The sequence below is a fragment of the Pseudomonas sp. NFACC45 genome, from assembly GCF_900113505.1.
Lineage (GTDB): Bacteria > Pseudomonadota > Gammaproteobacteria > Pseudomonadales > Pseudomonadaceae > Aquipseudomonas > Aquipseudomonas tehranensis.
In genome coordinates this window covers 1-12,105 of record NZ_FOPO01000015.1, presented here as the reverse complement: position 1 = coordinate 12,105, position 12,105 = coordinate 1, and the positions used below count along the sequence as shown (strand labels likewise).

Annotated in this window: 12 protein-coding genes; 11 read left to right on the top strand and 1 reads right to left on the bottom strand. The window is 60.7% G+C overall.

Translation table 11 applies throughout. From position 1 onward, the window contains the following. Positions 1 to 96: 96 nt before the first annotated feature. The 7 genes from urtB to BM132_RS24660 all read left to right on the top strand — a co-directional run bounded on the left by urtB (position 97) and on the right by BM132_RS24660 (position 6,420). Positions 97 to 1,014 (top strand): urea ABC transporter permease subunit UrtB, encoded by a 918-nt coding sequence (urtB, locus tag BM132_RS24690; RefSeq protein WP_177193292.1) that lies wholly within the window; start codon positions 97 to 99, stop codon positions 1,012 to 1,014. A 10-nt stretch (positions 1,015 to 1,024) separates the two neighbouring features. Continuing rightward, the gene (urtC, locus tag BM132_RS24685) at positions 1,025 to 2,215 is read left to right on the top strand and encodes an urea ABC transporter permease subunit UrtC (RefSeq protein WP_092459395.1); all 1,191 of its coding nucleotides are present in this window, start codon (positions 1,025 to 1,027) and stop codon (positions 2,213 to 2,215) included. After that, on the top strand, positions 2,212 to 2,970 hold the full coding sequence (urtD, locus tag BM132_RS24680; RefSeq protein ID WP_092459393.1) for an urea ABC transporter ATP-binding protein UrtD: 759 nt from the start codon (positions 2,212 to 2,214) through the stop codon (positions 2,968 to 2,970). Before urtC ends, urtD begins: the two co-directional genes overlap by 4 nt. A 10-nt stretch (positions 2,971 to 2,980) precedes the next feature. Continuing rightward, positions 2,981 to 3,670 carry an urea ABC transporter ATP-binding subunit UrtE gene (urtE, locus tag BM132_RS24675; RefSeq protein WP_092459391.1) on the top strand — a complete coding sequence of 230 codons (690 nt, stop codon included), beginning with the start codon at positions 2,981 to 2,983 and terminating at the stop codon, positions 3,668 to 3,670. Positions 3,671 to 3,777: 107 nt separating this feature from the next. Continuing rightward, positions 3,778 to 5,007, top strand: a complete 1,230-nt coding sequence (gene fmdA, locus BM132_RS24670) for a formamidase (RefSeq protein ID WP_092394474.1) — start codon at positions 3,778 to 3,780, stop codon at positions 5,005 to 5,007. Positions 5,008 to 5,017: 10 nt separating this feature from the next. Further along, the gene (locus BM132_RS24665; protein WP_092459389.1) at positions 5,018 to 5,362 is read left to right on the top strand and encodes an FmdB family zinc ribbon protein; all 345 of its coding nucleotides are present in this window, start codon (positions 5,018 to 5,020) and stop codon (positions 5,360 to 5,362) included. Positions 5,363 to 5,376: 14 nt separating this feature from the next. Further along, positions 5,377 to 6,420, top strand: a complete 1,044-nt coding sequence (locus BM132_RS24660; protein WP_092459387.1) for an aliphatic amidase — start codon at positions 5,377 to 5,379, stop codon at positions 6,418 to 6,420. Positions 6,421 to 6,505: 85 nt separating this feature from the next. Here the strand turns inward: BM132_RS24660 and BM132_RS24655 are convergent, their stop codons facing one another. Further along, a complete protein-coding gene (locus tag BM132_RS24655) occupies positions 6,506 to 7,015 on the bottom strand; it encodes an Lrp/AsnC family transcriptional regulator (RefSeq protein WP_092459385.1) in 510 nt (169 codons plus the stop codon). A gap of 198 nt (positions 7,016 to 7,213) precedes the next feature. Between BM132_RS24655 and BM132_RS24650 the strand changes: the two genes are divergently transcribed. The 4 genes from BM132_RS24650 to mdeB all read left to right on the top strand — a co-directional run bounded on the left by BM132_RS24650 (position 7,214) and on the right by mdeB (position 11,992). Next, on the top strand, positions 7,214 to 8,230 hold the full coding sequence (locus tag BM132_RS24650) for a 1-aminocyclopropane-1-carboxylate deaminase (RefSeq protein ID WP_092459383.1): 1,017 nt from the start codon (positions 7,214 to 7,216) through the stop codon (positions 8,228 to 8,230). 138 nt (positions 8,231 to 8,368) lie between these two features. After that, positions 8,369 to 8,827, top strand: a complete 459-nt coding sequence (locus BM132_RS24645; RefSeq protein WP_092459381.1) for a transketolase — start codon at positions 8,369 to 8,371, stop codon at positions 8,825 to 8,827. Between the two features lie 49 nt (positions 8,828 to 8,876). After that, on the top strand, positions 8,877 to 9,299 hold the full coding sequence (locus tag BM132_RS24640; protein WP_092459379.1) for a hypothetical protein: 423 nt from the start codon (positions 8,877 to 8,879) through the stop codon (positions 9,297 to 9,299). Further along, positions 9,296 to 11,992 (top strand): alpha-ketoglutarate dehydrogenase, encoded by a 2,697-nt coding sequence (mdeB, locus tag BM132_RS24635; protein WP_092459377.1) that lies wholly within the window; start codon positions 9,296 to 9,298, stop codon positions 11,990 to 11,992. Before BM132_RS24640 ends, mdeB begins: the two co-directional genes overlap by 4 nt. Positions 11,993 to 12,105 lie beyond the last annotated feature (113 nt).

Below are 12,105 nucleotides of genomic sequence, written 5' to 3'. Positions count from 1 at the left end.
TCGGGCCTCATCGGCGGCGGCCGGGCTCCTGCAAGAGCCGGGCTTGGCGCCGGTGCGGCTTGCTTACTGCCATCTTCCCAGCAGGAGACCCTCATCATGGAATGGCTATCGGAGTTTGGTGCCATCGCGGCAATGCAGGGGTTCAACGGCTTGTCCGTGTTCTGTGTGCTGCTGTTGATGGCATTGGGACTGGCGATCATCTTCGGGCAAATGGGGGTCATCAACATGGCCCACGGCGAGTTCCTCACCATAGGTGCCTATACCACCTATGTCTGTTCGAGCCTGACCAGCCATTTCGCCCCGGCGTTCGGGCCCTATTATTTTTTCTTCGCCATCGCCCTGTCGTTCCTAGTCGCCGGCGCCATCGGCTGGCTGGTGGAGTGGGCGATGATCAGCCGGCTCTACAAACGCCCACTGGACACGCTGCTGGCAACCTGGGGCCTGTCCCTGGTCATGCAGCAGACCTTCCGTTCAGTGTTCGGTGCCCGCGAAGTCAGTGCCACGCCACCAGAGTGGCTGATGGGCTCGTTCAACCTGACGGACGCTATCGAAATTCCGCGCAACGGCCTGTTCATGATGGCCCTGACCTTGCTGCTGACGGCGGGCATTTTTGTGTTGCTATACCGTTCGCGCTGGGGACTGCATGTGCGGGCCACTGTGCAGAACCGGGTGATGAGCCGGGCTGTGGGCATCAACACGCGCAAGGTCGACCGCATGACGTTTGCCCTGGGTTGCGGTGTGGCCGGCGTGGCGGGCGCGGCGTTCACCACCATCGGTTCCACCGGGCCCACCGCCGGCTCGCAGTACATCGTCGACACGTTCCTGGTGGTGGTCTTCGGCGGTGCGCAAAGCCTGTTCGGCACCATCGCGTCCGCGTTCGTGATTGCCCAGACGCAATCGATCTCGGAGTTCTTCCTGAGCGGCTCGATGGCCAAGGTGCTGACCCTCTCCGGGGTCATCCTGATTCTGATGCTGCGCCCCCAGGGGCTGTTCTCCATCAAAGTGCGCAAGTAGAGGCGAGCCGATGAACGTTCTAGACAAGATGCTGGCGGGCAAGTCGAACCTGCTCGGCGTGGCGCTGTTGGCGCTGCTGATTTTCGTGGTGTTCCCGCTGACCCTGGATGCCTTTCGCCTGAACATGGTCGGCAAATATCTGACCTACGCCTTTGTCGCGGTCGGCCTGGTGTTGTGCTGGGGGTATGGCGGCATTCTGAGTTTGGGGCAGGGGGTGTTTTTTGGTGTCGGCGGCTATTGCATGGCGATGTTCCTCAAGCTGGAAGCCTCCGACCCGGTCAGCACCAAGATCCAGACCACACCGGGAATTCCAGACTTCATGGACTGGAACCAGATCACCGAATTGCCGTGGCTCTGGGTGCCGTTCCACAGCTTCAGCTTCACGCTGCTGGCGGTGATCCTGGTGCCGGTGCTGCTGGCTTTTATCATTGGCGTGGCGTTGTTCAAGCGACGGGTCGGGGATGTTTATTTCTCCATCGTCACCCAGGCCATTGCGCTGATCCTGACGGTGCTGATTGTCGGTCAACAGGGCTTGAGCGGTGGGGTCAATGGCATCACCGACCTCAAGACCTTGCTCGGTTGGGACCTGCGCACCGACAGCGCCAAGCTGGTGCTGTATTTCATTAATGCGGGGTTACTGTTCGGCTGCATTTTCATTGGTCGTTTTGTTCTCGCTTCCAAGCTGGGGCGGTTGCTGATGGCCATGCGCGACAAGGAGGAGCGGGTGCGCTTTTCCGGTTACGACGTGGCCGCCTTCAAGATCTTCGTGTTCTGTATCGCCGCCGGATTCTCGGCCATCGGCGGTGCGATGTTCGCCTTGCAGGTGGGCTTCATGTCGCCGTCGTTCGTCGGCATCGTGCCGTCCATCGAGATGGTGATTTTCACCGCAGTCGGCGGGCGCATGTCGCTGCTCGGCGCGGTGTATGGAGCCTTGCTGGTCAACTACGGCAAGACCTATTTCTCCGAGTCCTTTCCCGAGCTGTGGCTGTACCTGATGGGTGGGTTGTTCATTGCCGTGGTCATGTACTTCCCCAATGGCCTGGCCGGGCTCTGGGACAGCTATGGTCGCCAGGCCCTGGCTCGCTGGTTGCGGCGCACCCCGCGCCGGCTACCGGTGGACGCGCCCTTGCCGCCGCCAGCCCCCCGTATCGAACCGACCACCCCAGCCCCCGAGCGTGCTTCCCTGGAGACACAGCCATGACCGCCGTCGGTTTTCAGATGAACAAGCCGGTGCTGGCTATCGAGGGGCTGACGGTGTCTTTCGATGGTTTCAAGGCGGTGGACGATCTCAATCTCTATATCGATCGCAATGAAGTGCGGGTGGTGATCGGCCCCAACGGTGCGGGCAAGACCACCTTGCTCGACCTGATCTGCGGCAAGACACGCGCCACCAGCGGCAGCATTCAGTTCGACGCAAAGGAGCTGACCAAGATGCACGAGTACAACATCGTCCGCGCCGGGGTCGGGCGCAAATTCCAGAACCCGTCGATCTACGAAAACCTCACGGTGTTCGAGAACCTGGAGATGTCCTACCCCGCCGGGCGCAAGGTGTTCAGCGCCTTGTTCTTCAAGCGCAGCGCAGCGGTGATTGCCAGGGTGCAAGAGGTGGCCGGGGAGATATTTCTCGGCGAGTTGCTGGAGCAACAAGCTGACTTGCTTTCCCACGGGCAGAAGCAGTGGCTGGAGATCGGCATGCTGCTGATGCAGAACCCCGACCTGCTGATGCTCGACGAACCCGTCGCCGGGATGAGCGTCAACGAGCGTGTGCAGACTGCCGAGTTGCTCAAGCGCATCAGCCAGGGACGGTCGGTGCTGGTGATCGAGCACGACATGGAATTCGTCAAGAGCATCGCCCACAAGGTCACGGTGTTGCACCAGGGCAGAGTGCTCGCCGAGGGCAGCATGGAGTCGGTGCAAAGCAACCCGAAAGTCATTGAAGTCTATTTGGGCCATTGAGGAGGCAGGCATGTTCAACGTCAACAAGCTGTCCTGTGGCTACGGCCAGAGCCAGATTCTCCACGACCTCGACCTGTCCGTGGCCCGGCGGGAAATCGTCGCCGTGATGGGGCGCAACGGCATGGGCAAGACCACGCTGTTCAAGAGCCTGATGGGTATTCTCCCGCAATGGGAAGGGCAGATCAGCGTCGATGGGCGTGAGGTCTCCAGCCTTGAGACCCATGAGCGGGTCGAGCACGGCATCGCCTATGTGCCCCAGGGGCGGATGATTTTTCCTGGCATGACGGTGCTGGAAAATATCCAGACCGGCTTGCCGGCCTCGGCCCGAGGCCAGGTGCCGGAAGACCTCTATGCCTTGTTCCCGGTGCTTCACGACATGCGCTCGCGCAAGGGCGGCAACCTCTCGGGCGGGCAACAACAGCAACTGGCGATTGCCCGGGCGCTGGCGACCCAGCCCAAGGTGCTGTTGCTGGATGAGCCCACCGAGGGCATCCAGCCGTCGATCATCAAGGACATTGCCCGCACCCTGAAGGAAATCCGCCACCTGCGCGACCTGACCATCGTCGTCTCCGAACAGGTGCTGTCGTTCACCCTGGAAATCGCCGACCGTTTCCTGGTGATCGAGAAGGGGCGTTTTGTCATCGAGGAAACCCGCGACAAGGTCGACGAGGCGACCATCAGCCGTTACCTCTCCGTGTAGGCCCGCCCCGGCACGGGGCGCTACGTCATCCGACGTATTGGCCGATTCGCGCCGCCATTGAAGACTGCTGCTAACGCTGTACATCCCTACCGTTCAGGAGCTTTGCCATGACCGATACGTTGATCAAAGTCGACCTCAACCAGCCTGCCACCGAGAATGAGCAGATCCACAACCGCTGGCATCCAGACATCCCGATGGCCTGCTGGGTCAAGCCGGGAGATGACTTCATTCTCGAGACCTATGACTGGACCGCCGGGGCGATCAAAAACAACGACGATGCGGCGGATGTGCGCGATATCGACCTCTCTACCGTGCACTACCTGTCCGGCCCGGTGGGCGTACACGGTGCCGAACCGGGTGATCTGCTGGTGGTCGACCTGCTGGATATCGGCGCCAAGGCCGACTCGCAGTGGGGGTTCAACGGTTTCTTTTCCCGGCAGAACGGTGGCGGTTTTCTCACCGACCATTTCCCTAGCGCGCAGAAAGCCATCTGGGATTTCAATGGCATGTTCACTCGCTCGCGGCATATCCCGGGGGTCAACTTCGCCGGGCTGATCCACCCCGGGCTGATTGGTTGCCTGCCTGATCCGGTGATGCTCGCCGACTGGAATCGCCGTGAGCAGGAACTGATCGACACCAACCCGACCCGCGTGCCGCCACTGGCCAACGCCCCCCTGGCCGCCACCGCGCACATGGGCAAGCTCAAGGGCCAGGCCCGTGATGACGCGGCGGCCACCGGCGCCCGCACGGTGCCACCGCGCGAGCATGGGGGTAACTGCGATATCAAGGACCTGTCCCGGGGCTCGAAAATCTTCTTCCCGGTCTACGTCAATGGCGCCGGGTTGTCGGTGGGCGATCTGCATTTCAGCCAGGGTGACGGTGAGATCACCTTTTGCGGCGCCATCGAGATGGCCGGCTGGGTGCATATGAAGGTCGAGCTGATCAAGGGCGGCATGGCCAAGTACGGGATCAAGAACCCGGTGTTCAAGCCGAGCCCGATCACCCCGAACTACAACAACTACCTCATCTTCGAAGGCATCTCGGTGGACGAGAGCGGCCAGCAGCACTATCTGGACGTCAACGTCGCCTACCGCCAGGCCTGCCTGAATGCGATCAACTACCTGACCAAGTTTGGCTACTCCCCGGCCCAGGGTTATGCATTGCTGGGCTCGGCGCCGGTGCAAGGGCATATCAGCGGGGTGGTGGACATTCCCAATGCCTGCGCGACGTTGTGGCTGCCGACCGAGATCTTCGACTTCGATATCAACCCCAATGCCAGCGGTCCGATCAAGCATCTGGACGGCAGCATCGACCTGCCCATCGCTCCCGACCTGTAGGACGCCCACCATGCCGACCTACGAATACCAGTGCCAGGCTTGCGGCACCTTCACGCTGTTGCGGCCCATGAACCAGCGCCATGAGCCTTGCCAGTGCCCCTATTGTGGCGGCGCTGGTGGTGGCTTGCAGCTGTCGGTGCCGGCCTTGAATTGCTTGTCGAGCAGTCAGCGTCAGGCCATTGCTACCAATGAGCGCAGCACCCACGCGCCGCAGACCGTCGCCGAGTACCAGCAGCGGCGCCATCCCAAGGGTTGCGGTTGCTGTACCCCGAACAAACCGGTGGTGCCGAGCAAGGCCAATCCCCTGGGACTCAAGAGCAAAACCGGGCCCAGGCCCTGGATGATCAGTCACTGACGGAGGATTTCTTCATGCGCCATGGCGACATTTCCAGCAGCCCCGATACCGTCGGTGTTGCTGTCGTGAACTACAAGATGCCGCGCCTGCACAGCAAGGCTGAGGTCATCGACAACGCCCGCAAGATCGCCGAGGTGATCAAGGGCATGAAGCAGGGGCTACCGGGCATGGACCTGGTGGTGTTTCCTGAGTACAGCACCATGGGCATTCTCTATGACCGTGACGAGATGATGGCCACCGCCGCGACTATTCCCGGCGAAGAGACCGCCATCTTCGGCGCGGCCTGTCGCGAGGCCAATACCTGGGGCGTGTTTTCCCTGACCGGCGAACGCCACGAGGAACATCCGCACAAGGCGCCTTACAACACCCTGGTGCTGATCGACAATCACGGGCAGATCGTCCAGCGCTATCGCAAGTGCATCCCCTGGTGCCCCATCGAAGGCTGGTACCCCGGTGATCGCACCTATGTCTGCGACGGCCCCAAGGGCATGAAGATCAGCCTGATCATCTGCGACGACGGCAATTACCCGGAGATCTGGCGCGACTGTGCGATGAAGGGCGCGGAGCTGATCGTGCGCTGCCAGGGCTATATGTACCCGGCCAAGGAGCAGCAGGTGCAAATGTCCAAGAGCATGGCTTGGGCCAACAACTGCTACGTCGCGGTGGCCAACGCCGCCGGCTTCGACGGGGTGTATTCATACTTCGGACACTCGGCGATCATCGGTTTCGACGGGCGGACCCTGGGCGAGTGTGGGGAGGAGGAAATGGGCATCCAGTACGCCCAATTGTCGATCTCGCAGATACGCGATGCCCGGGCCAACGATCAGTCGCAGAACCATTTGTTCAAGCTGCTTCACCGTGGCTACACCGGCCTCTACGATTCAGGCGATGGTGACAAGGGCATCGCCGACTGTCCGTTCGAGTTCTATCGCACCTGGGTTCTGGATGCGCAGAAGGCCCGGGAGGATGTGGAAAAAATCACCCGGCGCACCGTGGGGGTGGCGGACTGTCCGGTGGGACAATTGCCCCACGACGGCAAAGAAAAGACGGCGGGCTGAGGCATGTCATCGATTCGGCAGATCCCGGCGGCGGGACCTGCCAATCCCTCGTACCTTCCTGTCCATTGGCGGGCTGAATTGAGCCTCAAAGGGGGATATGGGTGGTCGACAAGACCTGGCGCAAACCCATGAACGAGCGAATCTGCCGAACCCCGGGCAGGTAAAGCAATTGCTCCGCGTGGAGCCGGTTGAAGCTGTTGCTGTCCTTGGTTCGGATCAACATGAAGTAGTCGAATTCCCCCGTCACCACATGGCATTCCATGCAGCCGGACACTTTTTGTGCGGCCGCCTCGAATGCGGCGAAGGACTCCGGTGTGGAGCGGTCCAGCACCACGCCGATCAGGACCACCATCCCCGCATCCAGCGCTTGATTGTCCAGCAGTGCAACGATGTTCTTGATCAGGCCGGCCTGTTTGAGCCGTTCGACGCGTCTCAGGCATGCCGGTGCGCTCAATTTCACCTTCTCTGCAAGCGCCACATTGGAGATGGAGGCATCTCGCTGCAGGGTCTTGAGGATGGCACGGTCGGTTCGATCCAGCGGCTGCGGCATTGGGACTGTTTCGCCCGACTTGCTGTGATTATTTGTTGCGATCATGGTGATTTATGCACAATAAAAATATGTTTGAATTGGTTATGTGAAAATTATGTTTCTTCATTTGATGATTATTTGCAATACATATTTTTTGATTTCTTCTTAGTATTGAACTCATCGAAGCCCCCCTGAAAGAGCCTGGAATGCAGCCTTTGTTTTTCGGCCTGGCGCTTGGATATTCAATAATCGAGGAGCAGAGTCATGAACCTGAATCGTTTTAAACGTTATCCGCTGACCTTCGGTCCTTCTCCCATCACGCCCCTGAAACGCCTCAGCGAACACCTGGGCGGCAAGGTCGAGTTGTATGCCAAGCGCGAAGATTGCAACAGTGGCCTGGCCTTCGGCGGCAACAAGACGCGCAAGCTCGAATACCTGATTCCTGAGGCCCTCGAACAGGGCTGCGACACCTTGGTGTCCATCGGCGGGATCCAGTCGAACCAGACCCGCCAGGTCGCTGCCGTCGCCGCTCACCTGGGCATGAAGTGCGTGCTGGTGCAGGAAAACTGGGTGAACTACTCCGACGCCGTGTATGACCGCGTTGGCAACATCGAGATGTCCCGCATCATGGGCGCGGACGTACGGCTGGATGCCGCCGGGTTCGACATCGGTATTCGGCCCAGCTGGGAGAAGGCCATGAGCGACGTGAAGGAGCGGGGCGGCAAACCGTTCCCGATCCCGGCGGGTTGTTCCGAGCATCCTTACGGCGGGCTGGGGTTCGTCGGCTTTGCCGAGGAAGTGCGGGAGCAGGAAAAACAACTGGGGTTCACGTTCGACTACATCGTGGTCTGCTCCGTGACCGGCAGTACCCAGGCCGGCATGGTCGTCGGTTTCGCCGCGGACGGCCGTTCGAAGAACGTTATCGGCATTGATGCCTCGGCCAAGCCCGAGAAAACCAAGGCACAGATCCTGCGTATCGCCCGACACACCGCTGAGCTGGTGGAACTGGGGCGTGAGATCACCGAAGAGGACGTGGTGCTCGACACACGCTTCGCTTACCCGGAATACGGTTTGCCCAACGAAGGTACGCTGGAAGCCATTCGCCTGTGCGGCAGCCTGGAAGGTGTACTGACCGACCCGGTGTATGAAGGCAAATCCATGCACGGCATGATCGAAATGGTCCGCCGCGGCGAGTTCCCCGAAGGCTCGAAAGTGCTTTATGCGCACCTGGGCGGGGCACCTGCGCTGAACGCCTACAGCTTCCTGTTCCGCAACGGCTGATTAAACGCCAATAACCTGTAGGAGCAAGCTTGCTCACGAAGCGCTGGGTGAGTCGGCATCAATGTTGAATGTCACGGCCTTATCGTCGGATCGCCGCCGAGAGCAAGCTGCTGCAATCAAGCCGCCGGGAGTACCGCCATGCATGCGATATCGCAATCCGCAGTCTGGATCAAGGAACCTTCGGCGGATGCCGGGGTGGTCATCGTGACCAGCGCTGCGCTGCCCAAATACATGATCGACCAGCTGCACGTGGCGATAGATGACTGGGACCAGGTGGCCTATCTGGCCGTCAAGCAAGCCGAAGCGTTGATGGTCGACTGGCTGCGGGTCGGCTCCAACCCGCAGCCGTCTGCCGGGGGTGAGACGTGTTATGCCAGCCAACTGTTAGGCGCTGTCCCCCACGGCAGCTTTTTACTGGAAGTGGGCACGTTCTCTGGTCTGACCTGGCTGGGATCCGTCTGCGGCCACCCGCTGCGCGTCGTCGAACTTGGTGAAATAGCCTCATCCACGGTGGCGATGGATCGACAGGTGGAGGAGGTGTTATTGGCGACCCGGAGTCTGGCGAAAAGCGTGCTGCAGGCGCGCGGCGTCATCTAACCCATGTCCTCGTCAATACGCTTGTTGAAACAGGAAAAAGGCAAAGCTTATGAGCCGAACCGCCGAGGGTCGTGCCTACGCCATGACGTGGATGCGCGAGCCTTCCAGTTGTACGCGCATCGTGGTCATCGTGAGCGGACTTGATAGCGATCATATTGACTTGATCCATCAGGGGTTCAGCTGTTTTGACAATGTTGCGCTGATCCATGTCGATACGCTGAACACCGCGCCGGGCAAGCTCGTTGGCGTGCCAGTGGCCAAGCGTGACTGCCATTTTGTGGTGCTAGGTGAACTTGATGAGCGCTTCTTGCACGACCTTTCCATTGGTCAGCCATGCCTCTACCCGGTTGCACCAGACGAGGCGGCCGAACATGCCGTCATCGCGGCGGTTGAGCAGGTCAAAAGCCTCGCCCGAGTGAGCCATTCGCACCACCTTCAAGTGATACCCGACACCTGCAGGAGTTGCCTATGAACCTGTCCGCTCCCCATGCCCAATGGCCGGGCCAGGCTGCCGAGGATGAAGAAATGACCGAGTGGCGTGAGGCGTTGCTCTCCGTCGCAGCCCACGGCGGCACGGGCCGGGCCAAACAGATCCTCGACATGCTGCTGGCCGTGGCAAACGCTTCGGACATCGGCTGGCGGCCCAGCCATGGCACCCCGTACATCAATACCATCAGCGTTGAGCAGCAACCGGTGTTTCCAGGCGATCTGGCCATCGAAGAGCGTCTGGCCTCGATCATGCGCTGGAATGCCCTGGCGATGGTTGCCCGGGCCAATCACGCCTATGGCGAATTGGGTGGACACATTGCCAGTTATGCCAGCGCGGCGGATCTGTTTGAAGTGGGCTTCAACCATTTCTTCAAGGCGCGCACCCAAACCGGCGGGGGTGACCTGGTGTTCTACCAACCGCACTCGGCGCCAGGCGTCTATGCCCGGGCGTTTCTCGAGGGGCGCCTGGAAGAAAAGGATCTGCAGCACTATCGGCAAGAGATCGGCGCGCGAGCCAATGGCGCCCGGGGTTTGTCGAGTTATCCACACCCGTGGTTGATGCCGGACTTCTGGCAGTTCCCGACGGGCTCCATGGGGATCGGTCCGATCAGCTCGATCTACCAGGCGCGTTTCATGCGTTACCTGGAGCATCGCGGCCTGCAAGAGACCTCGGGGCGAACCGTCTGGGGGGTGTTTGGCGACGGTGAAATGGATGAGCCGGAAAGCATGTCGGCGTTGACCCTGGCGGCGCGCGAAGGGCTGGATAACCTGGTCTGGGTGGTCAATTGCAACCTGCAGCGGCTGGACGGCCCGGTGCGTGGCAACGGTCGCATCATCGACGAGCTCGAGGCATTGTTCGGCGGTGCGGGCTGGAACGTGATCAAACTGGTGTGGGGTTCCGACTGGGACAGATTGTTTGCCCGGGATAAAGACGGCGCGCTGGTCCGCGCATTGTCGGCCACGGTCGATGGCCAGTTCCAGACGTTTGCGGCCAAGGATGGGCGCTTCAACCGCGAGCATTTCTTCGGCCAGGACGCAGCCTTGGCGCATTTGGCCGAAGGCCTGACCGACGAGCAGATCGACCGCCTCAAACGCGGCGGTCATGACCTGGTGAAGATCTTTGCCGCGTATCAAAGCGCAATGCTTGAGGGCAAGAAACCTACGGTGATCCTGGCCCAGACCAAGAAGGGCTTCGGCATGGGCGACGCCGGGCAGGGCAAGATGACTGTGCACCAGCAGAAGAAACTCGATAATGAGGCGTTGATCGCGTTCCGCAACCGTTTCAACCTGCCATTGACGGATGAGCAGGCTACCTCGCTGAGCTTCTTCAAACCGAGCGACGACAGCGCGGAAATGCGCTACCTGCATGCACGCCGCCAGGCGTTGGGCGGCTACATGCCTGCGCGACCTTCGGCCTGCGCGTCATTGGTCGTGCCCGACGTAGACAGCTACGCCGGATTTGCCATCGCCGCCCAAGGCAAGGAAATGTCCACCACCATGGCCTTCGTGCGGATGCTCAGCGGCTTGCTCCGGGACAAGCAACTGGGGCCGCGCATTGTACCGATCGTGGCGGATGAAGCACGCACGTTCGGCATGGCCAGCCTGTTCAAGCAGATCGGTATCTACTCCAGCGTGGGCCAGCGTTATGAGCCGGAGGACATTGGTTCGATCCTCAGTTATCGAGAAGCCCTGGACGGGCAGATTCTCGAAGAGGGCATCAGCGAAGCCGGCGCCATCAGTTCCTGGGTCGCGGCCGCGACCAGCTACTCGGTGCATGGCCTGCCGATGCTGCCGTTCTACATCTATTACTCGATGTTCGGTTTCCAGCGCATCGGCGACCTGATCTGGGCTGCGGCGGATCAGCGCGCTCGCGGGTTCCTGCTCGGTGCCACCGCAGGGCGCACAACCCTGGGGGGCGAGGGCTTGCAGCACCAGGACGGTAACAGCCACGTGATGGCGGCGATGGTGCCCAACTGTCGCGCCTACGATCCCGCGTTCGCGGGTGAATTTGCGGTGATTCTGGATCACGGCATGCGCCAGATGCTGGAGCGCCAGGTCGACGAGTTTTATTACGTCACGTTGATGAACGAGAACTACCCGCAGCCCAACCTTCCTGAAGGTGTCGAACAGGCGATCATCAAGGGCATGTATGCATTTGCCCGGCATGAAGTGAAGGATGCGTGCGGCGCCGTGCAGTTGCTGGGTTCCGGCACGATCTTGCGCGAAGTCATTGCCGCTGCCGAGTTGTTGGCCAGCGATTGGAGCATCGACAGTCAGGTCTGGAGCGTTACCAGCTTCACCGAGTTGGCACGTGATGCTCGTGAAGTGGAGCGCTGGAATCGTCTGCATCCCGGACAAGCTGCCCAATGCAGTCATGTTCAAGAATGCCTTCGCGACTCGGCGCCCATCATTGCCTGTACCGACTACGTGCGCGCCTTGCCCCAGTTGATCGCCAGTTATCTCGATGGCCATTACACCGTGCTCGGCACCGACGGGTTTGGCCGCAGCGATACCCGCAACCAACTGCGCAGGTTCTTCGAAGTGGACCGCCACCAGATCGTCCTGAGTGCGCTGACCTCACTGGTGCATGAGGGGCGTCTGGACGCGAGTGTCTGTGCCCAGGCCATTGAACGCTACGCGATTGACGTTGACGCCGTGGCCCCATGGGACGCTTGAAACCAGCTTCCTCCTGTGGGAGCGAGCCTGCTCGCGATAGCGGTAGTTGAGTCACATGGATGTTGGGCTTGCTGGCCTCATCGCGAGCAGGCTCGCTCCCACAGGTTTTTGTG

What these genes read in the sequence shown, in the direction of transcription:
- urtC (WP_092459395.1), top strand. Translation starts at nt 1,025, where the DNA reads ATGAACGTTCTAGACAAGATGCTGGCGGGCAAGTCGAACCTGCTCGGC.
- mdeB (WP_092459377.1), top strand. Translation starts at nt 9,296, where the DNA reads ATGAACCTGTCCGCTCCCCATGCCCAATGGCCGGGCCAGGCTGCCGAG.
- BM132_RS24640 (WP_092459379.1), top strand. Translation starts at nt 8,877, where the DNA reads ATGAGCCGAACCGCCGAGGGTCGTGCCTACGCCATGACGTGGATGCGC.
- fmdA (WP_092394474.1), top strand. Translation starts at nt 3,778, where the DNA reads ATGACCGATACGTTGATCAAAGTCGACCTCAACCAGCCTGCCACCGAG.
- urtE (WP_092459391.1), top strand. Translation starts at nt 2,981, where the DNA reads ATGTTCAACGTCAACAAGCTGTCCTGTGGCTACGGCCAGAGCCAGATT.
- urtD (WP_092459393.1), top strand. Translation starts at nt 2,212, where the DNA reads ATGACCGCCGTCGGTTTTCAGATGAACAAGCCGGTGCTGGCTATCGAG.
- BM132_RS24665 (WP_092459389.1), top strand. Translation starts at nt 5,018, where the DNA reads ATGCCGACCTACGAATACCAGTGCCAGGCTTGCGGCACCTTCACGCTG.
- BM132_RS24650 (WP_092459383.1), top strand. Translation starts at nt 7,214, where the DNA reads ATGAACCTGAATCGTTTTAAACGTTATCCGCTGACCTTCGGTCCTTCT.
- BM132_RS24645 (WP_092459381.1), top strand. Translation starts at nt 8,369, where the DNA reads ATGCATGCGATATCGCAATCCGCAGTCTGGATCAAGGAACCTTCGGCG.
- urtB (WP_177193292.1), top strand. Translation starts at nt 97, where the DNA reads ATGGAATGGCTATCGGAGTTTGGTGCCATCGCGGCAATGCAGGGGTTC.
- BM132_RS24655 (WP_092459385.1), bottom strand. Translation starts at nt 7,015, where the DNA reads ATGATCGCAACAAATAATCACAGCAAGTCGGGCGAAACAGTCCCAATG.
- BM132_RS24660 (WP_092459387.1), top strand. Translation starts at nt 5,377, where the DNA reads ATGCGCCATGGCGACATTTCCAGCAGCCCCGATACCGTCGGTGTTGCT.